Here is a 24,622-nt window from a genome sequence, read left to right as displayed (position 1 = left end):
TTATTATATACCGCCCGTTATGGAAACAGTCCTGGAATCCGTTCCCTCGCGTGGGCGCCCTCGCGAATTCTGCATCGATCAGGCGCTGGTCGCCGCTTTGCGCGTATTCTGGAGCAAGGGATATGAGGGCGCGTCGATGACCGACCTCACCGAAGCTATGGGGATCACGCGTCCCAGCCTCTACGCCGCGTTCGGCAACAAAGAGGAACTGTTCCGCAAAGCGCTCGACCTCTACGAGCGTGAAAAGCTCTGTTACATGGGCGAGGCACTGAAGGCCCCCTCCGCACGCGGCGTCGCCCAGCATCTGCTGGAGGGCGCGCTGGCGAACCAGACCGGCGCGTCGGAGCCGCATGGGTGCCTGGGCGTCATCACCTCGATCGCGTGCGGCGCGGAAGCGGAATCGATTCGTCTGGAAGTGCTGGAACGCGGCAAGGTCGCGTATGCGGCACTGGTCGAGCGCATGGAGCAAGCGATCGCCGACGGCGATTTTCATGGCCCGGTCGATGCCGACGGCATCACCAAATATCTTATAGCGTTGCTGCAGGGCATGGCGGTGCAGGCCGGCGCGGGCGCGACGCGCGAGGAATTGCAGCGGCTGGTCGACACCAGCCTGGCGGTATGGCCGAGCCGTTGAACCCGGCCTTTTCATACTGCATCGCAAAAAATATCGTTCGGTATAAAAATAAGGGTTGAACTCGGCCTGAACGCTTTCTATACTGCACGGTATAGAACATGGATCGCTGCTCGAGCCAGAGAGTCAAACCGGACCCGGCGTGATCACATCCTGATCTGAAGTTGGCTTAAAATGCCGTCCCTGCCCGGGTGCCGCTTCCTGCCGTGCCGGACCAGGGTCGTCCATGATCGAAAAAATGAACATCCCGGCGGACTCCCGCTGCCGGGACCGGGCCGGCGCATCCCCTCTGCGCCGGCCCCAAGAACAAGGAGGAAATGGCCATGGCCTATCTCGATTTCTCACCGGCTGACGGCGGCGCCCTGCTGCTCGACCGTCCCGCCGTCGCGCCCAAGGGCTTTCGCAAGGCCGCCGAACTGACCCCGCTCGAATGGCAGGTGGTCGAGATCGCGCAGCACGACAAGCTTTCCTCGATCCGCCCCGCCGGCCCGATCGTCCGCGCCTTGCGCTGGATGTTCGGCGGCCGCGTCGCGACCGCGCTGTCCGACGGCCGGCTCGAAGCGTTGCGCCGCATGGCAGTGCTGAGCTGGTATCGCGGCTATGCCGTCGCCCCCGCAGAGGTTCGTCTGTTCCTCGCCGCGGGCTTCACCCCCGATCACTACGATTTGCTGCTTGGTCGGATCAACGCGATCCGCGCCAAGCTTCCCCGGAGATTCCGTCGATGAACATGATCGCCCCGATCAAGGACACCGAAGCGCAGCCCGTCGAGGCTGCGCCCGGCCGTTCCGCGCTGTGGAAGCGCGCGATGTGGGTCGTCGCCCCGCTGGTCGTGCTGGCCGGCGGCTACGGCCTCGTCCAGCGCCCCAACCCGGCCATGGCCGCACCGCCGCCGCCTACCGTCACCGTCGCCACGCCCTTGCAACGCGACGTGACCGAATGGGACGATTATGTCGGCCGCTTCGAACCGAGCCGCAGCGTCGAGGTGCGCCCGCGCGTCTCCGGCGCGGTGGTCGCAATCCATTTCACCGACGGCCAGATCGTCAAGGCGGGCCAGCCGCTCTTCACGATCGACCCGCGCCCCTATGCCGCCGCGCTGGCGGAAGCACAGGCGGGCATCGCGACCGCGAACAGCGACCTCGCTCTCGCGCGCGCCAACTACGACCGCGCGCTCAAGCTGGTCGATGTCGACGCCGTGTCGAAGAGCGAGGTCGATCGGCTGAAGGCACAGGTCCAGGCCGCTTCGGCCAGCCTCGCCGCCGCGCAGGCGCGCGTCCGCACGCGGGCGCTCGACATGGAGTTCACCGTGGTCCGCGCGCCGATCGGCGGTCGCATTTCCGACCGCAAGATCGACATCGGCAATCTGGTCGCGGCGGGCGAGGGCGCGAACGCTACCCTGCTCACCACGATCAACGCGCTCGACCCGATCTATTTCAGCTTCGACGGATCGGAAGCGCTGTTCCTCAAGGCCAAGCGCGCCGGCGCGGGCGCCGCCTCGCCGGTCGAGATCCGCTTGCAGGACGAAGGCGATTATCGCTGGAAGGGCCGGCTCGACTTCACCGACAACGGACTCGATCCCAAATCGGGGACAATCCGCGGCCGCGCGGTGCTGAGCAATCCGGCGCTGTTCCTGACGCCCGGCATGTTCGGCAACATGCGGCTGGCGAGTGGCGGCACCGTCCCGGCGCTCATGGTGCCCGACAGCGCGATCGTCACCGATCAGGCGCGCAAGACCGTGCTGGTCGTCGGCAAGGACGGGACCGTGTCGGCCAAGCCGGTTCAGCTCGGGCCGGTGGTCGACGGCCTGCGGGTGATTCGCGGCGGCCTGACGCTGTCCGACCGGGTGGTCATCACCGGCACGCAGATGGCGATGCCCGGCAGCAAGGTTCAGGTCGTGATCGGCGCGATCAAGCCAGTCGCCGCCACCCCCGCACCCGCCATCGCGCCACCCACTCCCGGCCAGGCGACGCTCGCGCAATAGTCCTGGTGCTCCCGCGAACGCAGGAGCCCAGGGCCACGCATCCCGACCTACCCCAGGCTCCCGCTTTCGCAGGAGCGCAGGGACCTCTTGTTTCGAGGAATAGACACCATGCGCCTGTCGCGCTTCTTCATTTCGCGCCCGATTTTCGCCGCGGTCATCGCGGTGGTGATCACCCTGGTCGGCGCGATCGCCTATTGGGGGCTGCCGGTGTCGCAATATCCGGACATCGTGCCGCCGACCGTGACGGTCTCGGCGAGCTATCCGGGCGCCTCGGCCGAAACCGTGGCGGAAACCGTCGCGGCGCCGATCGAGCAGGAGATCAACGGCGTCGACAACATGCTCTATCAGAGCAGCCAGTCGACCGGCGACGGCAACGTCACGATCACCGTCACGTTCAAGATCGGCACCGATCTCGACGCCGCGCAGGTGCTGGTGCAGAACCGCGTCGCGATCGCCGTGCCGCGCCTGCCCGAGGAAGTACAGCGGATCGGCGTGGTGACGCGCAAGACCTCGCCCGACTTCCTGATGGTCGTGAACCTGGTCTCGCCCGACGGGTCGCTCGATCGCGGGTACATGTCCAACTATGCCCTGACGCAGGTGCGCGACCGGCTGAGCCGGATCGACGGCGTCGGCAACGTGCAGCTGTTCGGCAATCGCGACTATGCGATGCGCGTCTGGATCGACCCCAACCGCGCCGCCGCGCTCGACCTGACCGCGGGCGAGATCGTCCAGGCGTTGCGCGCGCAGAACGTGCAGGTCGCCGCCGGCTCGCTCGGCCAGCCGCCCTATGCGCAGGGCAACGCCTTTCAGTTCAACGTCGAGACGCAGGGCCGGCTGACCGACCCCGCGCAATTCGGCAACATCGTGATCCGCACCGACGCCAGCGGCCGGCAGGTCCGCGTGTCGGACGTCGCGCGCGTCGAGCTCGGCGCGTCGGACTATAATTCCAACACATATATCTCGGGCAAGCCGACCGTGATCCTCGCGGTGTTCCAGCGCCCCGGCTCGAACGCGCTCGCCGCCGCCAAGGCCGTATCCGCCGAGATGGAGGCGATGTCACAGAAGTTCCCGAAGGGACTCGGCTATCGCGTCATCTACAACCCGACCGAGTTCATCAGCCAGTCGATCGACGCCGTGATGCACACGCTGTTCGAGGCGGTCGTACTGGTCGTGCTCGTCATCCTGGTGTTCCTGCAGAAATGGCGCGCGGCGATCATCCCGGTGGTCGCGATTCCCGTTTCGCTGATCGGCACCTTCGCGGTGCTGGCGGCGCTCGGCTACAGCCTCAACAACCTGTCGCTGTTCGGCCTGGTGCTGGCGATCGGCATCGTCGTCGACGACGCGATCGTCGTGGTCGAGAATGTCGAGCGCAACCTGGAGCACGGCCTGTCGCCACTCGAGGCGGCGCGGACGTCGATGGACGAAGTGTCGGCGGCGCTGGTCGCGATCGTGCTGGTGCTGTGCGCGGTGTTCGTGCCGACCCTGTTCCTCACGGGCCTGTCGGGCGCGTTCTACAAACAGTTCGCCATTACGATCACCGCCGCGACAATCATCTCGCTGCTGCTGTCGCTCACCCTTTCGCCGGCGCTCGCCGCCTTGCTGTTGCGCGCGCGCGCCGAGGAAAAGACCGGTGGCCGGCTGCACCAGTTGGTGCTCGCCGCCGGCGACCGCTTCAATCGCGGGTTCGACCGGATGAGCAACGCCTATGCACGGTTGACCGCCGCACTGGTCGCCAAGCCGAAGCGGATGATGGCTGTCTATGGCGGGCTGATCGCGGCGACGGGCGCCCTGTTCTGGGCGACGCCGACCGGGTTCATCCCGGCGCAGGACCAGGGATATTTCCTGACTGTCATCTCGCTGCCCCCTGGCGCCAGTGTCGAGCGCACCGACGCCGTGATGCGCAAGGTCGCCGACCGCATCCTGCCCTTGAAGGGCGTAAAGGGCGCGGTGATGCTCGCCGGGTTCGACGGCCCGTCGCAGACGCTCGCGCCCAATTCGGCCGCCGCCTATATCCCGCTCAAGAGCTTCGAGGATCGCGAGAAGCTGGGCGTCACGCTCGGCAGCATCATGGACGAAGCGCGCAAAGCGACCGCTGACATCAACGAAGCGCGGCTGATGATCGTGCCGCCGCCGCTGATCCAGGGCATCGGCTCGGCCGGCGGCTATCGCATGATCGTGCAGGATCGTGGTGGACACGGTTACGACGACCTCGCGCAGAAGTCGTTCGGTCTGATCGGCAAGGCCAACCAGACCCCCGGCCTCGCGATGGTTTATAGCTTCTTCGACACTGGCACGCCGCGCGTGTTCGCCGATGTCGACCGCGCCAAGGCGGACTTGCTGGGCGTGCCGCCGGAACGCGTGTTCGAAGCGCTGGGCGTCTATCTCGGCTCGGCCTATGTCAACGACTTCAACCTGCTCGGCCGCACCTATCGTGTGACGGCGCAGGCCGATGCGCCGTTCCGCGCGACCGTCGCCGACATCGCCAACCTTAAGGCCCGGTCCAATTCGGGCGAGATGGTGCCGATCGGGTCGGTCGCGACGTTCAGCGACAAGACCGGGCCGTATCGCGTGACGCGCTACAATTTGTTCCCGGCGGTCGAGGTCGATGGCGACACCGCTCCCGGCTTCTCCTCGGGCCAGTCGCTCAAGACGATGGAACAACTCGCCGACACGACCCTGCCGAGCGATTACGGGACCGAATGGACCGGCATCGCTTTCCAGCAGAAGGCGGCGGGCAGCACCGCGGGCATCGTGTTCGCGCTGGCGGTGGTATTCGTCTTCCTGGTGCTGGCGGCGCAATACGAAAGCCTCGTCCTGCCGCTGTCGATCATCCTGATCGTGCCGATGTGTCTGCTGGCGGCGATGGTCGGCGTGAACCTGCGCGGCATGGACAATAATGTGCTGACGCAGATCGGGCTGGTCGTGCTGATCGCGCTCGCCGCGAAGAACGCGATCCTGATCGTCGAATTCGCCAAGCAGGGCGAGGAGCAGGACGGCCTGTCCCCGGTCGAGGCCGCGATCCGCGCAGCGCAGACGCGGCTGCGCCCGATCCTGATGACCAGCTTCGCCTTCATCCTCGGCACTGTGCCGTTGCTGATCGCGAGCGGCGCGGGCGCGGAACTCCGCCAGGCCCTGGGCACCGCGGTGTTTTTCGGGATGATCGGCGTCACCGCGTTCGGCCTGTTGTTCACCCCCACTTTCTACGTCGTGTGCCGCGCGCTGGGCGATCGTCTCGCCCGGCCGCGCGGGAACCGCGCCGCTCGCGATGCCGGTCCGTCCGGCGCGCTGCAGCCGGCCGAATAAGGAGCTTTCGAAGATGATCTCGCTTCGTACCCTGTTGCCCGCAGCGTCGACGCTGGCGCTCGCTGCCTGCGCGGCCGGGCCGAACTATGTCGCGCCGACCCCGCCCCTGGCGGCGGCAGGACCGTTCGTGTCGGCCAATTCGCCCGCGCTATCGAGCGATCCGGTCGCGACCAACTGGTGGCGGCTCTATCAGGACCCGGTACTCGACGGACTGATCGCCGACGCGCTCAAGTCCAATACCGACGTTCGCGTCGCGGTCGCGCGGCTCGAAAAGGCGCGGTCGAGTCTGCGTGGCGCGCGGTCGGACCGGCTCCCCTCCACCGGGATCTCCGCCGGGGGCACCTATGGCCGATTGCCCGAAGGCCAGCGCGCGCCGGGCGCTCCGAGAGAGGATTGGTCGGTCGATGCCGGCCTCAATGTTTCCTACGAAGTCGATCTGTTCGGCCGCGTCGCGCGCGGGATCGAGGCGGCGCGCGGCGACGCTGCTGCCGCCGCCGCCGATGCTGACGCCGTGCGCATCGCGGTCGTCGCCGACACCACCCGGGCCTATGCCGACGCCGCATCGGGCGCGGCACGGCTGAAGGTCGCGAACCAGATAGTCAGCCTGCTCGATCGCTCGCTACTGCTAACCCAGCGCCGCCACGAAGCCGGCCTCAACACGCAACTCGACGTGTCGCGTATCGCCACGCTCCGCCAGCAGCGCGCCGCCGATATTTCGGCGATCGCGGCCGAGCGCCAAGCGGCGCTGTTCCGCCTCGCGACGCTGACCGGACGCACGCCCGCCGATTTGCCCGCCATCGCCGGCGAGCGCAGCGTCGGACTGGAAATCACGCAACCGATCCCGGTCGGCGACGGCCAGGCGCTGCTCGCGCGCCGCCCCGACGTACGCGCGGCCGAACGCCGTCTGGGCGCCGATACCGCGCGGATCGGGGTCGCCACCGCCGAGCTTTACCCGCACATCTCGCTCGGCGCGTCGATCGGATCGACCGGCCCCAACATCGGCGACGTGTTCGGCGGCGGGCCGCTGCGCTGGCTGGTTGGCCCGCTGATCAACTGGGCGTTCCCCAACCAGGAAGCCGCGCGCGCCAGAATCGCGGGGGCGAAGGCCGACACGCAGGCGTCGCTCGCGACGTTCGACGGCACCCTGCTGCGCGCGCTGGAGGAAACCGAAACCGCCTTGTCCAACTATGCCCGCGCGCTCGAGCGGCGGACCGCGTTGAAGGCGGCGCGCGACGAAGCGGCGAAGGCGGCGGCGATCACTCGCGCGCAGCAACGCGAAGGCGCGGTCGATTCGCTCGCCTGGCTCGACGCGGAGCGGACGGCGGCCGAGACCGAAGCGGCGCTGGCCGAACAGGATGCGCGCATCGCCGACGCCCAGATCGACGTGTTCCGGGCGCTCGGCGGCGGATGGTCGTCCTGACGGCGATTTTCAATTTGGCGCTGCGTCCGTCCAGTCTGGCGCAGCACAATTGCAGATCAATGCAGTAGGAATAGCATCAAGCGGTAAGTCGTAGCCCGATTCGGTTCGTTGTGTCCCTCGCTGATGAGAATACGCAATGCCATTCGCAGACCGCCCAGCCTTCAATTTCGGCCAGCTCAAGGTGCTGAGAGTCACCAGCCGTGGCGGAGCGCCAGCGTCGCAGGACAGGCTGGAGCTCGATTTCAACGGCTGGGCGCATGGCGGCCGCTGGGCGGTCCAGCTCGACACGGCGCTGGGCCGACCCGGCGATCCGACGCTGATCGTCGCGCAGGGCGTCGCGTGCCTCGCCGTCGCGTGGTGGGCGCAGCTTTCGCCGAAATCCTATATCGAACGCGTCGTCGGCGCGGTGTTCCTTTCCCCGCTCAGCTTCTCGCCGTCCGAAGCACCGGTCGCGCGCAGCCTGCGCCCCAGCCCGGGGACCAGACTACCCTTCCCGTCGATCGTGACGAGCCACGCCTCCCCGATCATCCAGCAAGTGCTCGACCTCGCGGATACCTGGGGCAGCCAGTTCGTCGATGCCGATGCCTCCGCAGAGGTCGCGCGGCGCACGCTCCTGGGGCATCCGCTCGTGTACGAACCGCACCTGATGGAATTGATCGACGCGTCATGGGTGCTGCCTGCACCCGCTGCGCCCGTCGAACCGACGATCCTGCCGGGCATCGACTTGCTCGCAACGACCCGCAAATAGGGCGGCGCGGAGCGGACGGTGGGAATGGCGCACCCGACAGGATTCGAACCTGTGGCCTCTGCCTTCGGAGGGAATAGACGGGACCAACCTAGATGCATGCGATTGCACGCTATGCTACGCTATCTGGTTGGAAAGTCTAAAAATTCTCTAAGGGCATAGCGACATTCGTATCCATCGGTGCGCTGTGATTTCCGCCAGCCTGCTTACGTGGTGCTTACGCGGATTTCCAGCGAAAGCTGGAGGATTGTCATGGGTAAGATCACAAAACGTGTCGTGGATGCCGCCGAGGGGCGCGCCAACGATTATGTCATTTGGGACGACGAACTGCCGGGCTTCGGGCTGCGCGTATTCGTCTCCGGCAAGCGCAGCTATGTTCTTCAGTACCGCGCCGCCGGCCGGTCGCGGCGCTATACGATCGGTTTGCACGGGGTTTGGACGCCTGAGACTGCTAGGCAAGAGGCAAAGGTTCTATTTGGTCGGATCGCAAAGGGGGACGACCCGGCCGAGGAGCGCCAGCTCGATCGCAAGGCGATAACAATGAAGGAGCTTTGCGAGCTTTACCTCGCCGATCTCGAAGCCGGGCTCATCCTCGGGAAGGGCGGTCGCCCGAAGAAGGCGAGCACGATCGTCACTGATAAAGGGCGCATCGCCCGCCACATCATCCCGCTCGTCGGCACGCGGAAGGTCAGGGACGTAACAAAGGTCGATGTAAACCGCCTGCTCAAGGACGTGATGGCGGGTAAGACGGCGACCGTCGTCAAAACCAAGAAACTCCGCGGCAAGGCAATCGTCCGCGGCGGCGTGGGCACCGCCACTCGAACGATTGGGCTGCTCGGTGGCATCTTCACTTACGCGATCGATGCTGGGATCATCGACACGAATCCCGCCCACGGAATTCGTAAGCCCAAGGACAATGTCCGGGAGCGGCGCCTCATCGAGTCCGAATATCGTCTTCTGGGCCAGATTCTTGACGACGCCAGGAGCGACGGTAAATACGCACTTGCAGCCGAACTCGGCAGAGTGATCGCGCTGACCGGCTGCCGTCGCAGCGAGGTGATCAACCTTGGACGGACGGAGGCGGATACGACCGCGAGCTGCCTACGGCTTAGCGACACAAAGGAGGGGATGTCGGTGCGACCGATCGGCCTCCCCGTGGTCGAGGCTCTCGAAGCTCGCATGGAGGCTACGACAGGCTCTTATCTGTTCCCCGGTCAGGGTGAGGATAATGCGTTCGGCAGCTTTCCCAAACACTGGAAGAAGCTCGTCGAGGATACTCCGTTGGCAGACGTGACGCCGCACGTTCTTCGCCACAGCTTCGCGAGCATCGCGAATGACTTGGGCTTCACGGAGGTCACGATCGCAGCCCTAGTGGGTCACGCCAAGGGCTCTGTCACGGGCAATTACATTCATACCCTCGACACGGCGCTGATCATGGCAGCGGACACGATCTCGGGTTATATTCAAGGCCTGCTTGATGGTGTGGAGTTCAAGCAAACCGCATATGCTCTCGATCGCGATTCACGGAAGGCTGCACTCGCCCGCTTCCTGCAGAAGGCAGCTGGAAATGATTCTGAACCTGCAGGCGAGGAGAAGCGGATGGCGGCATAGTGGGGATCATCACTACGACACCAGGATACGCAGGGCCCAGCGGATCGATCTTCACGCTTGAGACATGGGGTCGCAGTCAGCTATCTCAACAAAATCTAGATTTTGCGCTCCACAAGACGGCAAGCCAAGGCCTGTTCGCCCCAGGACGTGGCGAATGTGTCGGAGACTATTTTCCATTGTCCCGCCGGGCTGTGCATGCCGTGATGCTCGCCCATGCAGGAGCACTGACATTCGTCACCGGTCGCATTCCAACAAGCCGGCGCGCATTTCTCCTGCTCGCGATAGGGCTGAATGATATAGACCTTGCCGAATTTCTCGAGACACTGCGCGACGAGCGCGTTGAACCAGGCTTGCGGGGTTTCCCAGAAGCGGCGCTGCTCGTCCCACTCGGGATTGGAACGACGCTCGCGGCGGATCCAAGCTCTGTTGGTGATCTCATATGGCAGTCTCATCCGGAGGCGATGCCCCGGCCCCCGCCTCAGCAGGACCGGAATCTCCTTCTGATTCCAGATGCGCCGGAGTCGTTCGGGCGTACCTTCGTCCAAGCCGAGCCTTTCTAATTATCCTGCGTCGAGACCAACCTCATATCATTGCCCAGCAGCCCCGGACCGCGATGCGATATGCCATCGACAAGCCGAAAGAGGATGCTCTCGAGCTCATGCGTCGGCAGATGCAACTCGGCGGCGATGTGATCCCTCGTGGTGCGTTCACTCCACAATGCACCCAATACTTGCGGCCAGACCACTGAGCATTCCGGGTCCAAACCCTCCGGTTCGCGGGTTCGGTAGCCCCGACGTGAGATTTCGATATTGAACGTCCGGTTTTGCCACTCGCTGACAACGCCCATTTTGTTCAGCCGGTAGGTCAGTGCGGCCACTGAGACGCCCCACCGCTTTTTCGCGTGGATGACCTCCTCAAGCCCAGTGACGTAACGGATTCTGCCTGCGACATCGTCTTGCGGCATTAGGAAGTGCGAGGCGAACTGATCAGCTTCGTTTTCGGCCTGCCGGCTATCCTGCTGTTCGCCATGCCGGTGCATGACCAGATGCCCCAGCTCATGTGCTGCGTCGAAACGACTGCGCTCGGTCGATTTGAAGGTGTTGAGGAACACAAAGGGCTGGGCATTTCGCCAACATGAAAAAGCGTCGACGGTCTTGGTGTCCTCGCAAAGCGAAAAGACGCGGACGCCCTTGGCCTCCAGCAGCTTGACCATGTTGGGAACAGGCTGCTGACCCAAACCCCAATATTCCCGCACGGCCTGCGCGGCTGCCTCCGGTGTGGCGTCCGCGCGAAGGTCGGGTACGTCAGGGGCAGGAAGATTGAATCGCTCTTCAATCCAGTCGTCGAACAGGAAGGCGATGGTGCCAGCCGACAGCGCCGCGTCGCGCTCTTTGGCCGTCATGGAGGTCAGGCTGCGAAAGCTGGCCGACTGAACTGGGAGATCATCAAAATCTCCCGCAAAGAAGAACTCGGGGGGAAAATCTAGCACTCTGGAAAGAGCGCTCAGTGTTTCCTCTTCGGGTTCATTCACACCGTTTTCCAGGCGCGAGATCGTAATTGGCGAGACGCCCACCGCCGTGGCGAGCGCGCGCGCGGTCATCTTTCGCCGTTTCCGGCCGAGAATGAGCCTACGATGGTTAAACATAGCAATCGTCAGTTCTTACGCGAAACAGACACCTCGAAATCGACCGGGGGCGCGTCGTCCGCCAGCGGGTCGGGATTATCCCAATCGCCCTTCTGCACGAGGAGGATGCGCTCGTGGAATTGGTCGAACTGCTCGTCGTTGATCGCGACAGGGCAGGAAAGCTCAGCACGAACGTCGGGACCGTCGGCATAGACGAACAGATACCATGTCGCCGCCGTGATCTCGGCCACTTCCTGCTCCCGCACTTCGGGGAAGAGGTCATATTGGCCAAGCTCGACAGCGCGTGCCGCGCCGGCTCCCTTTTTCGAGGCGGCAATCGGATCGCAGATGGGATCCCCCGCACGGTCGGCATTCTGATAGACGATTTTGATGCCGATCTCGGCGTGGAAGATCGATTCGATATTGTCACGCCGGCATGTCTGCCAGCCCTGCGGCAGAAATACGCGGCGAAGATGTTCGGTGCCTGCGAGGTAGGCGAGCAGCCCGCCTGCGCTGAGCGGATGAAAGGGCGTGGCGTTGCGCCGAGCGCCGACCGCGGCGCGGACGACCTGGAGCAGCTCCGCCCTGGTCACGCGAAGCTGCTCGAGGCGGGGTGCGACTTCAAATTCTTCTGCGAGGACCGCCATGACCACCCCTGTTAACTTTTCACACCTCATTTGAGCAGATAAAAGTTAGCACGTCAATGCGTTTAAAATTCTTAAACCCTGAGACCAAGCTCGCCCGCCAAAAAACATTCTGCCACGGCTTGTTGATAAAGTGTGTCGAGAGTCGATCTAAGTGCAAGAAGCGCTGCAATCCGCTGGATCATTTGCCGCAGCCAGCGGCGCTCCTCGTCGGTGATTCCGTGGCCCACCCGGCGGTCAGCTTGGCGGTAGCCGAGCCACTTCTTGAGCACGGGATAGCCGCCGAGCTGATACCCCCATACCGCCTCTGGAACATGCGCAAAATGCGCTTCATCGTTCAGGAAAAGATCCCCGGTGTGATCTCCCCACATTTGATCCCACGCCGCGTCGGGCAGCTCGGGATCGGTGAATGGGCGTGGGGTCCATTTGCCCTTGCCGCCGCCCCAATATGTCACCGTCAGCTTAAGGTCGTCCGACGAGACTTGTGCGCCATCGACCCGGCGGAGCTGTCCGAGAAGGGCGGAGCGCGCGGGCGTCAGCACGGCGTCGATTACGTCGCGCGCATCCCTATTGGCGTCGAGCAGGCGCACGACCTTCTCGCCGGCGTCCACCATTTTATCGAACAGGTCGGTGTTCTTCGGAATGGGAATATGAGCCCAATCGCTGGACAGCGCGCTTTTATGTTCAGTCTGATAGCTCGGGGCATGGAGCAGGGCGAAGGAGACACGGAATAATCTGCGGACCAAGAGTCGTGCGGCATCGCCGCTGCGTTCCCCGGAGAGGCCAAAATGCTCGCGCAGGACCCGCCAAGCCGGCTCGGCGATATTGGCATCGCGGTGCGCAAGCAGGTCGTTGCTGATCGTCTCGCGCGGGAAAACCACCGAACCACGTTCATGGACATGCAGATTTACCAGCGTGGTGGCGTAAAGCGGCCACGTCTCGGATACCTTGCGCGGTTCCGGAACGGTGATCAGCCATTCGTTGTCGGCGAGGTTTTGCGAGAATTCCGGCCGGGCCTCATTGAGCCATTTGTGTTTCTCGACGTAATAGATATTCCGCTGATCAAGCGGGAAAGTCAGAAACGGCTTCACGCTGTCGGTCTTAAAATGTCCCTCTTCCTTGAGGGCAGCCCACGCCTTTTCCGGTTTATACCGCGCTTTCGCTTCAGCGATTTCGGGAGCGGCAAGAGCGGCGCTCTGAAAGCTTTCGGCGTCAAAGTATTTCCGGACCCTGGTCGTCAGCGTGGCGGTATCTGCGTCGATCACGCCGCCTTCGACGCCTCGATTGTGATTCACTCCCTGGAATTTTGTTGGGAATAGTTCGTCGAGCGCCGGCCAGGCCTCGAAGCCGCCCTCGATCACGCGCGGCGAGAGCCGCCAGCGTCCTTCGGCGCTGGGATGAATATCCTCATAGGCCGGCGCCTCGCCGGGGACGATCGCCTCCCCGCTCGACAGGCTGGCGATCAGCGCTTCGCGTTTCCGCGCGGCTGGACCCCAGAAATCGCGATAGTGGACCTGGGTGGCGGCCGGCGCGGTCGGCGCCTCGGCGCGCTTGATCCATGTAACGATCGCCGTGCCGGGCTGGATACCGCGCGAGTCCATGTCCGTGGTGAACACGCTGTCGTCGCGCGTGCCGGCGCCGGGCAGACCCTTGGGGATAACCTTGCCGGTGCGATATTTATCGCCGTTGAGGTTGTCGACCCAAACGGCATGGAAATTCGACAGCAGCGACCGTCGCATCAGCGGGTGGGACCGGCCCGTCAGATAGGAGGAGTTGGAGATGTAGGAGACCACACCATAGTCGGCGGCGATCCCGATCCGCTCTTCGGCCAACCGGAGAAAGCGAACGTAAAGATCGTCAAGCAGCTGCTTCCTGACCCCGAACTCCTCATAGAGCCTGCTGCTGCCCTTCTGCTTCATCAAGGGGCGGCCGAAACTGTCGAGCTTGACCAGGCCGTCCTTGGTCTTTTGCTCGACCAGCTCGATTCCCTTGTAATGAGCTACCAGCTCAGCCTCTTCCGCCTGCGCCGCGCCGGTGAAGCGGTCATAAGGCGGGTTGCCGATGACGACGATGATCTTGGCCTCGCGCTTCACCTGCTGGGAGGCGTCGAACTCCTCGCGCATCTCGGGAAAATTGAGTTTGACGTCGCCATGCTCGTGCCAGCCCGACAGCGCGTTCGTCAGATAGACGGCAAGGCGCCTGTCGGGATCCGGTTTCGCGCCGAGCTGCTCCAGCAGCAAATAGAGCTGCAACTGGGCGATCGCGAAGGGCGCGGTCAGAATCTCGAAGCCGATGACGCGGTCCTGAAACGCCCGTGTCAGTTCCAGCCCGACGGTGGTGGCGTCGCCTTCCGCGATCAGTTCTTCGGCAATGCAGCGGGCGACCTCGAGAAGATAGGCGCCGGTCCCGCAGCAGGGATCGAGCACGATCACACCGGGATCGGCCAGGCCTCGTGCGCGGCCGAGTTCGGTCTTGAGCAGATAGTGGACGCGCCGGACCTGATAGCGGACAACCTCGGGCGGCGTGTACCAGACGCCGAGATCCTCGCGCAGCTTGGGATCGAACGCCTCAAGGAACGGTTCGTAGAAATAGGTGATGGCCGCGGTCGAGGTTTCGCCATCGATCGTCGGGAAGGTCATCCGTCCGCGAAACAGCGGACGATCTACCCGATTCAGCGTGGCGATCGCCCGCGCCAGATACGGTTCGAGCCCGAGATGTTTCATGCGCGCCGGGTGGCGAATGTCGTGCAGCAACGCGTCGAGGAAAGGAATGGGGAGGAAGCTGTGGGCATCGTCGATGTCGAACACCGCTTCCGCGTCCGCCTCTTTGTCCCACAGGATCCACGCGGCGAACAGCGCATAGAAAACCGACTGGACGAGCGATGAGCGGAAGAAGCGCGCCCCTTTTTCGTCGTCGATGTCGAAGGCGAGGCCGAGTGCCTGATGATAGTCGTCGAGCAGCGGCTTGAGCGGCTTGAGATCGCCGGGCAGCGCGTCCTTCGCGTCGCGGGCCTGCCGCGCGAGGATTTTGGCGAGATCCGACGGCGCGCCGATCCTCGCCAGGTCGGTGACGGCGTGGGTAACGATGTCGATGAGCGCGGCGACGGCTTCGGCATCGACCTTTGGTTTGGCACCGCCGGTGACCGCTGCCCACAAATCGACCGTTTTCTGCAGCACCCGCTTGTCCGGCGGCACCGGCGTCACGCCGTCTCTTATATAGGCCGGGTCGCACACGAGTAGGCCGAAGCCGCGGACATTGCACAGCAGAACGACGCCCGTTTGCGCGAGGTAACGCCCGATCTGATCCTTCTGCTCGGTTGATGCAGCGAGATCTTCTAACGTCGTGCTGGCGCGTTTGACCTCGCCGAATACGCCGACAAAGAGCGCGCCATCACCGAGCACGAAGTCCGGCATGTCATGGCTGGCAGCGCCTTTTTCCGAAGTGCCGGTCCGGACATCGAACGGCAGCTTTTCGGATTTCAGGACGGACGCGAGCAAGGTGCGCACATCTGGATAGAAGGTCGTTTCCGTCGATGACGGGAGCGCTTCCAGATTGCGCGTGTCGGCGCAGTAGGCTGCGATCGACTCTGAAAGTGGCGTGGACAACCGGAAACCTTTCAGCGGGCGCGACGTGCCCGACATGGATCGAAAAGGCTCGGAGCACCGGGGCGGTGAACCGAGAAGACTATCTCTTCCAGCGCCGGCCACAGCAAGGCCGCGCTCATATCGTGAGCAATCTTACGTCGGGATCGGCATCCGGGATGCGCTTCATCCGGCCATCGGCGGTCACGAAGATCAGGTCGCGCTCCTTAGCCTGCGCGCACATCCAGAGGTCGTTCTCATCAATCCCGAGCTTCTGGCCGGTGGCTTTGTCGACCCATTCCTCGATATATTTCGGGCGGTCCTTTCGGAGCACCTTTGCCAGATATTTCTGCGCGATGCGCGCCTTCACCTCGGCATAAACCGACGCCGTATGATGTGTGATGGCGATGACCGCATGCGAGCGGGCCTGAACTAGCATCGCCTCCAGGGCCGCCAGATTCCCCTTGCCGATCGCGGCGGCAAGTTTGGTGCCGAAACCGAGTTCAGCGAGCGCGACGGCGGAAATGAAGCGCGGGCTGTCGGCAGGCAGCGCCGCCAGCGACAGGCTCTTTTCGGCATGATGGGGATGCGTCGGATCCAGATAGATGGACAGGATCGTCGTATCGAGAAGATAGGCGTCCATTCTCCTCTAGGCCACATAGTCGCGGAGCAACGACAGCTGGTCCTCGGGCAAGGGTTGGAAAATCTTCCGGACCCAGTCTCCGCCAGGTCTGAAGCGCCCCGATACCCGTTCGGCTAGGTTCAATCCTGGCACGGGGTAGAGATTGTCCCAATGTTGCCAGCCGTGGGGAACGGGACGTTCAGAGCCTTCGAAAAACGCCAAAAGCTGCCGCTCAAGTCTCAGCGGAAGGTCATAAGCTTCAAGGACAGCGGCATCGATCTGGGCCAGCAACCGCGTAAGCTCGTTATCTGCGCCAGCCAATATCGGCGGCGCCTGGACAAGGGCGACATAGTTATGGACCAGCTCTTCCAACTTCACGGACAGAGACACCGGCATCGGAATATCGCCTACAACAGAGGCCCGGAACCGATCTTTCGGTGAGTTCACTGCGAGAAAGGCGTTGGCGACCGGCCCATTGAGAACGCCCGACAACGCGAGCAGCTCGGACGAGCTCGACGGGGCGACAGGCCAGAGACCGAAAAACTGTTGCGAACAGAGCAGGCCTTCCGGGTCGGCGAAGGCGCCAATGCACCATGCGCCGCGGCTCAGGCGCGTGGCGCTTGCGATGATTTTGGGTTGTGCCCAGTCATGCGCGCCACCCCGACGCAGATGATCGGGTTGGAAATCCAACCAGATTGGTCGAGGCGGCAGATATTGTTGAAGGTGGCGCGCATTGGCAAAGCCCAGCCGGTATCCCGGCTTCTCCGTATCGCTGGTCGCCTGGTCCTGGCTGTAGGTCCACTCTAGCCCTCGGCTTGGCCTTAGAACCGAGCTGAGCCTTGGATGGTTCTTCAGATAGTCCCACAGGTCGTTCAGCGGCGGTATCCAAAGGCGGCCTGCAGGCTGGTCATCGACGGCGCGGGTCACATCGCGATGGACCGTTGTTTGCCCGGTTTTAAGGAAGGACGAACGGTCGCGTTCAGCGACCTCGGTCGAACGGAGCGCGATCGTTTTTGCAACTGGCGTGCGCAGATCGCGCGCAATGACCGCTGATGACTCGACGTCCGACGCGCCAAAAATCCCGTCTGGTAGCTTGAGGATCTCGACGCAGCCGTAGAGACTTTCGATCCGACGCCGCTGTTCCGCGAACTGGCGTTCGAGGATAAACGATCGTGGCAGTACAAATCCGAGGGCAAGCGGTTTCGCGTCAATTGCGGCGCTGAGCGCAGCGATCGCCTTCGAATGCGTTTCGCTCGCGACCGCGTAGCGATCCTTATCGGCGGGATCGAAGGCTTCGAATGGCGGATTGCAGACAATCACGTTGTTCGCACCGATCCGGCGTGCCAGCGCGCCGTCGGCGAACAGATCGGCCTCTTCGACATGCCAGCCATTGTGATTGGGATAGTCGGCGAGGATCAGCGACAGAGTCGCCACCTCGCACGCAAAGGGATCGACCTCGTCGCCGGAAATATGGCCGATAAGGAAATCGTGGCGCTGCTGGTCCGACCATTCCACGGGCAGGAGATCGCGCAGGTGGCGCAGCGCCGACACCAGAAACACCCCGGCGCCGGCGAATGGCTCGTAGATCCTGATATCTTCGGGTTTATGATTGTGCAGTTCGAGGCGTTGAACGACATATTCCGCCACCTGGCGTGGTGTACTGTGCGTCCCGAACAGCTTCCGTGTTTCCGGCGTCACCAGCGTGTTCTCGTACACGAAGGCGAGATCGTCGGACGAGATGTTTGAAAAACTGATGCCCGCACGCAGATGCCGCCATGCGGCATTGAACATCGCCGGCAGCGCCGTGTTCGCGGACCCACCGATCGCCCCTAGTGTATAATAGGTCTCGATACCGGTCAGAACCGACACTAGGTCTTCGGGATTCCAGCCATCGGCATAGGGATGGCGACGATCCTGCAGCACCTTTGCGGCAAGTAGGCGAAACACGACGCGGAAGAGCGTGCGCGGATCGAGGCGATCTCCACCGGGCGCTTTCCGCACCAGATCGAGCGTCTCGACCAGCAGGCGATCCAGCTTGAGGTGGATCTCGCCTTCGATCGCGGGCAGCAGCCCAAGATCGACGAAATCGAGCTGGTAGCTCCCGCCGGCGGTGCCGACCGACTTGGCGCGGTGGATGGCATCCGGATGCCAGTTCACCTGATTGCGGGCGAACAAGGCTGTCAGATCAGCAAGCTTGATCTTTTCGATCGCGCGGGGAGGATCGACGCTTCTGACCTGCCAGACGGTCACTTCTTCATTCTCGATGACGAATAGCAGAGGCGCACCGAGTGCCCTGTGCTCATTCACCAGATCGACGGCATGGCGACCATCGCCGTTCACGACCGCGAGCGCCGCGGACCGATATGACGGGGGCGTTCGCGTGAAGGCGACAAGCGGCACTGTCCGGGTCGTGTTGGTGTCGACCAATACGTCCGCGAAGGCATAGTCGCGGACGACCGCTTCCGAGCGGTAGCCGGCTTCCTGGACGGCTAGTGCGATGCGTTCGACGGCGTTCACAGCCGGCCTCCCCGCGCAGAGGCTGAAGCGCTGATCGGCATCGGCGGAAAACGAAGCGACGTTTGCTCCCGGTCATCGCTTGCCGCCAGCAACTGCTCCCGAAGACGCGCCACCATCGGACCCAGGGGGATGGTGATCAGCGGCTGATCGCTAACGATCTCGGCAAGCTCCGGGCGGAGCTGCAATTGCGCACTCGCCACATCGATGACCAACTTGGCGCGCTCCAGCGTCGGCCAGGGTGACAGGTTGCACAGCTCGAACAGGGGTTCGGCGATCGGCGTCAATGCGCCGACGCGCACCGCCATATCTATCGCCAGCGATCGTATGACCGAAACGGCGACGAGATCGCCTGAGCTGAAGCACGGACTATGTCCTCGTCCCCTTCGTAAAGGAGCCAGCGCCTTCTTCCAGTGGCGATAGGTTTCCGGGGCGATCGATATCGCGCTGCGAAGCTGGCCAGGGGTATAGAGAACCGTCACGAAATCAGCCCACGATCTTGTTGTTTACAACAAGATGCTCTGTTTTCTCTCTCGTTGCAAGAAACGATGCTCCTTGGATCATGCGAGCCCCGTTTCAAAACGTACCAAGATCGCCCGCGACCGACGATGCGATTCGCTCTGGATAGAGTGCATAGGGTGGGCTCACCCTGGATCGCCAGTGGCTAGCCCGCCGCATTTTATCCGAATGCCGCCGCTCCTACGACACCCTTCGAATGCTGTTGTAACCGCTCAGAATTCGCATTCTTTACCTGTCTCCGACGCCGTGATGGCGCGGTCCGAACCAACGGAGACAGCCCCAAGTGACCCAGCCATCGGCCATCGTTCACGCGCGCGGCACAGCGATGCTGAAGAGCGCGCTGGGTCCGGCGATCGCGGCCTGGCTCGACGAACCCAATGTTGCCGAGGTGATGCTCAATGCCGACGGCCGGCTCTGGGTCGATCGGCTCGACAGCGGCATGGCGAGGACTGAAGAACGGCTGTCGCCAATGCAGGCAGAGCGGATCATCCGTCTCGTCGCGCACCATGTCGGCGCCGAAGTCCATCGCGGTTCACCGCGAGTCTCGGCGGAGCTGCCGGAAGGCGGCGAGCGGTTCGAAGGCCTGTTGCCGCCGGTGGTGACGGAGCCGGTCTTCTCGATCCGGCGACCGGCAAGCCTACCACTTGCACTGGCCGACTATGTCGCCGCCGGGACGATGACCGCGACCGCGGCGGCCTATCTCGCGCAAGCGGTGCAGACCCGTGCCAACATCCTGGTCGCCGGCGGCACATCGACCGGCAAGACCACGCTGACCAACGCGTTGTTGGCGGTCGCCTCGGGCGGCCAGGATCGCATCATCCTGATCGAGGACACGCGCGAGCTGCGGTGCGATGCCGCCAATGTCGTGGCGCTCAGGACTGCGCCCGGCGTCACCATGACCGATCTCGTGCGGTCGAGCCTGCGCTTGCGCCCCGACCGCATCCCGATTGGTGAGGTACGCGGTCCCGAAGCGCTCGACCTCTTGAAAGCCTGGGGCACCGGTCATCCCGGCGGGATCGGGACGATCCATGCCGGCACCGCAACTGCCGCGCTGCACCGGCTGGAGCAGCTGATCCTTGAGGCCATCGCGCATGTCCCGCGCGCGCTGATCGCTGAGACGATCGACGTGATCGCTGTGCTGACCGGACGGGGCACCGAACGCCGACTTTCCGAACTCGTCCGCGTCGAAGGGCTCGAGCCCGACGGCAGCTACCGCCTTCTCACGATCCACCACGCCCAAGGAGCACATTCATGACCAGATTACAGACCATCCGTCGCGCCAGCCTTGCCGCTGCCGCGATGCTCTACGCCATGCCGGCCTGGGCTGGCGGCACGGGCATGCCGTGGGAAACGCCGCTGCAGTCGATCGTCGACTCTGTGCAGGGCCCCGTTGCCAAGGTGATTGGCGTGATCATCATCGTGATCACCGGTCTGACGCTCGCGTTCGGCGACACATCGGGTGGGTTCCGCAAGCTGATCCAGATTGTGTTCGGCCTGTCGGTTGCGTTTGCCGCCTCGTCTTTCTTCCTGAGCTTCTTCAGCTTCGGCGGCGGGGCACTCGTCTGATGCAGGAGGACCTGCCCGGGTTTGCGGCACCCGTGCATCGGGCGCTCGCCGAGCCGATCCTGCTCGCGGGAGCCCCCCGCGCGCTCGCGATCGTCAACGGCACGCTCGCCGCTGCGATTGGCATCGGCCTGCGGCTCTGGATCGCGGGCCTCGTGATGGCGGTGGTGGGGCACGGCCTCGCCGTGTTCGCCGCGCGTCGCGATCCGCAAATCCTGCCCGTCGCCCGCCGACACATGGCCCTTCCCACTCTTTTCGAAAGCTGAACCTTATGATGTTCCTGCGCGAACATGCCCGCCACGCGTCGCGGCTCTCGGATTTCCTGCCCTGGGCGGCGATGATCGCGCCCGGCATCATCCTCAACAAGGATGGCAGCTTCCTGCGCATCGCGCGGTTCCGCGGCCCCGATCTCGACAGCGCGACCCAGGCCGAGCTGATGGCGACTTCGGCGCGACTCAACAGCGCGCTCAAGCGGCTCGGCACCGGCTGGGCGATCTATGTCGAGGCGCAGCGCAAGCCATCGCCGGGCTATCCGATCTCGGACGGATTTGCCGATCCGGTCTCGGCGCTGATCGACGAGGAACGCCGCGACCTGTTCGAGGGCGGCGACGTCACCCAGCCCAATTTCACCAGCACCTATTATCTGACGCTGCAATGGCTGCCGCCGGCCGACGACACGTCGAAGGCGTCTTCGCTGCTGTATGAGGGTGATGCGCAGGGCGTCGCCACCGCCGCGGACCATCTCGACGATTTCGAGCGCGACACGGGCCGAGTGCTCGACATGATCGAGGGCGTGATGCCCGAAACGGCCTGGCTCTCGCCGGCCGAGACGCTGAGCTATATCCACTCGACGATCTCGACCCATGATCAACGCGTCACGGTCCCCGAGACGCCGATGCATCTCGACGCGCTGCTGGCCGACGAAATGCTGGTTGGCGGGTTGGCGCCGCAGCTCGGCGACAAGCATCTGCGCTGCCTGTCGATTACCGGCTTTCCGGCCTCGACGGTGCCGGGGATGCTCGACGAGCTCAACCGGCTCGGTTTTGCTTATCGCTGGACGACGCGGGCGATCTGCCTCGACAAGGTGTCGGCGCAGCGGATGCTGACCCGCATCCGCCGGCTCTGGTTCTCCAAGCGCAAGAGCCTCGCCGCGATCATCAAGGAGGTGCTGACCAACGAAGCGAGCGTGCTGGTCGACAGCGACGCCGCCAACAAATCGGCCGAAGCCGACGCGGCGCTGCAGGATCTTGGCGCGGATATCGCGGGCTACGCCTATGTCACCACCACGATTACGGTGCTGGGCGACACGCCCCGCGACGCCGATTTCCGCCTTCAGGCGATCGAGAAGATCGTGCGCGGCCGCGACTTCGCCTGCATTGCCGAAGGACTGAACGCGATCGAGGCATGGCTCGGTTCGCTGCCGGGCAACCCTTACGCCAATGTCCGTCAGCCGCCGATTTCGACGCTCAACTTGGCCCACATCATGCCGGTGTCGGCGGTCTGGGCAGGCCAGGATCGCGACACGCATTTCAAGGCGCCGCCGCTGTTTCATGCCCGCACCCAGGGCGCGACCCCGTTTCGGCTTTCGCTCCACGTCGGCGATGTCGGCCATACGCTGGTCGTCGGTCCCACCGGCTCGGGCAAGAGCGTTCTGCTCGCGTTCATGGCGCTCCAGTTCCGCCGCTATGAGGCTGCGCAGATCTTCGCCTTCGATCATGGCGGTTCGATCCGTGCGGCAACGCTCGGCATCGGCGGCGAGTGGCACGATCTGGGCGGTGCGCTTGGCGGCGACGCCGCGCCGGTATTGCTCCAGCCGCTTGCCCGGATCGACGAGCCGGATGAGCGGGCCTGGGCCGCCGACTGGCTCGCCGCGATCCTCGCACGCGAAGAATTCGCGATCACGCCCGAGGTGAAAGACCATCTGTGGACGGCACTCGGCAGTCTTGCCGACGCGCCCGTCGCGCAGCGCACTTTGACCGGCCTCACCGTGCTGATCCAGGCCTCGGGCCTGAAACGCGCGCTCGCTCCCTATACGCTCTCCGGTCCCTATGGCCGGCTGCTCGATGCCGACGTCGAACATTTCGGGGAAAGTGATGCGCAGGCTTTCGAAACCGAGGGCTTGATTGGCACGCCAGCGGCGCCCGCGGTGCTTGCCTACCTGTTTCACCGGATCGGCCGCCGCCTCGATGGCCGGCCGACGCTGATCCTGATCGATGAGGGCTGGCTCGCGCTGGATGATCCGATGTTCGGCCGCCAGCTGAAGGAATGGCTGAAGACGCTGCGCAAGAAGAATGCGAGCGTCGTGTTCGCGACCCAGAGCCTCGCTGACATCGAAGGCTCGGCGATCGCGCCGGCGATCATCGAAAGCTGCCCGACCCGACTGTTCCTCGCCAACGAGCGCGCGCTCGAGCCGCAGATCGCCGGCATCTATCGCCGGTTCGGGCTCAACGACCGCCAGATCGAGATCATCGCCTCGGCGACGCCGAAGCGCGACTATTATTGCCAGTCGGCGCTCGGCAACCGGCTGTTCGATCTGGGGCTGGGGCCGGTCGCGCTCGCCTTCGCCGCCGCGTCGCAACGCAGCGACCTCACCGCGATCACCGCACTGATCGAGCGGCATGGGGCCGATGGCTTTGCCGCCGCTTGGCTACGCCACCGCGGCCTCGGCTGGGCCGTCGATCATCTCACCAATGATGCACTCAAACCTGAGGAGACTTTCGCATGACCCGCTTTCGTAAACCAACGCTCGCCCTTGGCGTCGCGGCCTTGGCGCTGATGATTGCCGCTCCAGCCGACGCCCAGTTCGGCGGGATCGTCTATGATCCAAGCAACTATGCGCAAAACGTGCTGACCGCCGCGCGCACGCTGCAACAGATCAACAATCAGATCACCCAGATCCAGAATCAGGCGCAGAGCCTGATCAATCAGGCCCGAAACCTGACCAACCTGCCGACCAGTATGTTGTCGAGCATCCAGCAGGACATTGATCGCACGCGCCAGCTGATCACCCAGGCCCAGCAAATCGCCTACAAAGTTGAGAATATCGATCAGGTGTTCAGTCAGCGTTATCCTTCAGGATCGCTGACCGGCACTTCGTCGGGCGCACTCGTCACCAATGCGCAGACACGTTGGACCGATGCGCTCGCGTCCTATCAGGATGCGCTCCGCACCGGCGCGACCGTGACCGGTAATATCGACGGTACGCGCGATCAGGCATCGACGTTGGTCACCGCGAGCCAGGGCGCGACGGGCGCGTTGCAGGCGGCGCAGGCCGGCAATCAATTGGTGGCGCTCCAGACGCGCCAGCTCGCCGACCTGACCGCCATGGTCGCGGCGCAATCGCGCGCCGCGGCAATCCAGGCCGCGCGCGCTGCCGCCGACGAAGCGCAGGGCCGCGAACAGACCCGCCGGTTTCTGGCGCCTGGCGCGGGCTATGTGCCGCATAGCGTGACGCTGTTCCATGACTGAGGAACGGGCGCGCGCGGCACACCGCCGCTTCGCCGGATTTGGCTGGCGATCGATCGCGATTGCTGCTGCGGCGGCAACGACGGGGATATGCGCCATGGTCGCCTTGAGCGATCCGGCGCCGCCGGCCGCGCACTACGCGGTCGGCGAAGCCCCCGACGTGCAGGCACCTGCCAACACCGATCCGCTCCGGGCGGAACTGGCGCGGTGCCGCACGCTGCTTAGCGGTAGTGACGACGCGCGTTGCCAGGCGGCGTGGGAAGTGAACCGGCGCCGCTTCATGGGCGAAAGCCGGAGCTACGTGGCACCCGTCGAGCCGGCGCCGATCGAAGCCGCGCCGGTCGATAGCCCGACGGCGGCAGCCAGTGCGGCTGCGCCTTCATCGACTACGGAGCACTGAGC

Annotated in this window: 20 protein-coding genes; 13 read left to right on the top strand and 7 right to left on the bottom strand. The window is 64.1% G+C overall.

Going from position 1 to position 24,622, the window contains the following annotated elements:
- Positions 1-19 precede the first annotated feature (19 nt).
- The 7 genes from J0J06_RS13175 to J0J06_RS13145 all read left to right on the top strand — a co-directional run bounded on the left by J0J06_RS13175 (position 20) and on the right by J0J06_RS13145 (position 9,688).
- Positions 20-634, top strand: a complete 615-nt coding sequence (locus J0J06_RS13175; RefSeq protein WP_294042739.1) for a TetR/AcrR family transcriptional regulator — start codon at positions 20-22, stop codon at positions 632-634.
- 320 nt (positions 635-954) lie between these two features.
- Entirely contained in the window at positions 955-1,356 is a 402-nt protein-coding gene (locus J0J06_RS13170) for a hypothetical protein (RefSeq protein ID WP_294042737.1), read from the top strand.
- Positions 1,353-2,609 (top strand): efflux RND transporter periplasmic adaptor subunit, encoded by a 1,257-nt coding sequence (locus tag J0J06_RS13165; RefSeq protein ID WP_294042735.1) that lies wholly within the window; start codon positions 1,353-1,355, stop codon positions 2,607-2,609. Before J0J06_RS13170 ends, J0J06_RS13165 begins: the two co-directional genes overlap by 4 nt.
- A gap of 108 nt (positions 2,610-2,717) precedes the next feature.
- The gene (locus J0J06_RS13160; protein ID WP_294042734.1) at positions 2,718-5,912 is read left to right on the top strand and encodes an efflux RND transporter permease subunit; all 3,195 of its coding nucleotides are present in this window, start codon (positions 2,718-2,720) and stop codon (positions 5,910-5,912) included.
- 13 nt (positions 5,913-5,925) lie between these two features.
- Positions 5,926-7,332 (top strand): efflux transporter outer membrane subunit, encoded by a 1,407-nt coding sequence (locus tag J0J06_RS13155; protein ID WP_294042732.1) that lies wholly within the window; start codon positions 5,926-5,928, stop codon positions 7,330-7,332.
- A 136-nt stretch (positions 7,333-7,468) separates the two neighbouring features.
- Positions 7,469-8,080 (top strand): alpha/beta hydrolase, encoded by a 612-nt coding sequence (locus J0J06_RS13150; protein ID WP_294042731.1) that lies wholly within the window; start codon positions 7,469-7,471, stop codon positions 8,078-8,080.
- A gap of 249 nt (positions 8,081-8,329) precedes the next feature.
- On the top strand, positions 8,330-9,688 hold the full coding sequence (locus J0J06_RS13145) for an integrase arm-type DNA-binding domain-containing protein (RefSeq protein WP_294042730.1): 1,359 nt from the start codon (positions 8,330-8,332) through the stop codon (positions 9,686-9,688).
- 95 nt (positions 9,689-9,783) lie between these two features.
- Here the strand turns inward: J0J06_RS13145 and J0J06_RS13140 are convergent, their stop codons facing one another.
- The 7 genes from J0J06_RS13140 to J0J06_RS13110 form a co-directional block, all read right to left on the bottom strand.
- Entirely contained in the window at positions 9,784-10,233 is a 450-nt protein-coding gene (locus J0J06_RS13140) for a hypothetical protein (RefSeq protein WP_294042728.1), read from the bottom strand.
- 11 nt (positions 10,234-10,244) lie between these two features.
- On the bottom strand, positions 10,245-11,333 hold the full coding sequence (locus J0J06_RS13135) for an ImmA/IrrE family metallo-endopeptidase (protein WP_294042726.1): 1,089 nt from the start codon (positions 11,331-11,333) through the stop codon (positions 10,245-10,247).
- Between the two features lie 8 nt (positions 11,334-11,341).
- Positions 11,342-11,959 (bottom strand): hypothetical protein, encoded by a 618-nt coding sequence (locus tag J0J06_RS13130; protein ID WP_294042724.1) that lies wholly within the window; start codon positions 11,957-11,959, stop codon positions 11,342-11,344.
- Positions 11,960-12,030: 71 nt separating this feature from the next.
- On the bottom strand, positions 12,031-15,597 hold the full coding sequence (locus J0J06_RS13125; RefSeq protein WP_294042723.1) for a type ISP restriction/modification enzyme: 3,567 nt from the start codon (positions 15,595-15,597) through the stop codon (positions 12,031-12,033).
- A 79-nt stretch (positions 15,598-15,676) separates the two neighbouring features.
- A complete protein-coding gene (locus tag J0J06_RS13120; protein ID WP_294042721.1) occupies positions 15,677-16,180 on the bottom strand; it encodes a PIN domain-containing protein in 504 nt (167 codons plus the stop codon).
- Between the two features lie 6 nt (positions 16,181-16,186).
- Positions 16,187-18,676 carry an N-6 DNA methylase gene (locus tag J0J06_RS13115; RefSeq protein ID WP_294042720.1) on the bottom strand — a complete coding sequence of 830 codons (2,490 nt, stop codon included), beginning with the start codon at positions 18,674-18,676 and terminating at the stop codon, positions 16,187-16,189.
- Positions 18,673-19,155 (bottom strand): hypothetical protein, encoded by a 483-nt coding sequence (locus J0J06_RS13110; protein WP_294042718.1) that lies wholly within the window; start codon positions 19,153-19,155, stop codon positions 18,673-18,675. Before J0J06_RS13110 ends, J0J06_RS13115 begins: the two co-directional genes overlap by 4 nt.
- Before the next feature lie 362 nt (positions 19,156-19,517).
- On the opposite strand from J0J06_RS13110, the gene trbB reads away from it, so the two are divergent.
- The 6 genes from trbB to trbK-alt are packed head-to-tail and all read left to right on the top strand — an operon-like array spanning position 19,518 to position 24,620.
- Positions 19,518-20,447, top strand: a complete 930-nt coding sequence (trbB, locus tag J0J06_RS13105) for a P-type conjugative transfer ATPase TrbB (RefSeq protein ID WP_294043364.1) — start codon at positions 19,518-19,520, stop codon at positions 20,445-20,447.
- On the top strand, positions 20,444-20,758 hold the full coding sequence (locus tag J0J06_RS13100; protein WP_294042716.1) for a TrbC/VirB2 family protein: 315 nt from the start codon (positions 20,444-20,446) through the stop codon (positions 20,756-20,758). The genes trbB and J0J06_RS13100 overlap by 4 nt, the downstream gene beginning before the upstream one ends.
- Positions 20,758-21,021, top strand: coding sequence for a VirB3 family type IV secretion system protein (locus J0J06_RS13095; RefSeq protein WP_294042714.1), 264 nt, complete (start codon positions 20,758-20,760; stop codon positions 21,019-21,021). The genes J0J06_RS13100 and J0J06_RS13095 overlap by 1 nt, the downstream gene beginning before the upstream one ends.
- 5 nt (positions 21,022-21,026) lie before the next feature.
- Entirely contained in the window at positions 21,027-23,480 is a 2,454-nt protein-coding gene (trbE, locus tag J0J06_RS13090; protein ID WP_294042712.1) for a conjugal transfer protein TrbE, read from the top strand.
- Positions 23,477-24,223, top strand: coding sequence for a P-type conjugative transfer protein TrbJ (gene trbJ / locus J0J06_RS13085; RefSeq protein WP_294042710.1), 747 nt, complete (start codon positions 23,477-23,479; stop codon positions 24,221-24,223). The genes trbE and trbJ overlap by 4 nt, the downstream gene beginning before the upstream one ends.
- On the top strand, positions 24,216-24,620 hold the full coding sequence (gene trbK-alt, locus J0J06_RS13080; RefSeq protein ID WP_294042708.1) for a putative entry exclusion protein TrbK-alt: 405 nt from the start codon (positions 24,216-24,218) through the stop codon (positions 24,618-24,620). The genes trbJ and trbK-alt overlap by 8 nt, the downstream gene beginning before the upstream one ends.
- Positions 24,621-24,622 lie beyond the last annotated feature (2 nt).

Source organism: Sphingomonas sp., assembly GCF_017304615.1.
Taxonomy (GTDB): Bacteria; Pseudomonadota; Alphaproteobacteria; order Sphingomonadales; family Sphingomonadaceae; genus Sphingomonas.
The sequence above is the reverse complement of the archived record's forward strand: the minus strand, read 5'-3'. Positions and strand labels throughout refer to the sequence as shown.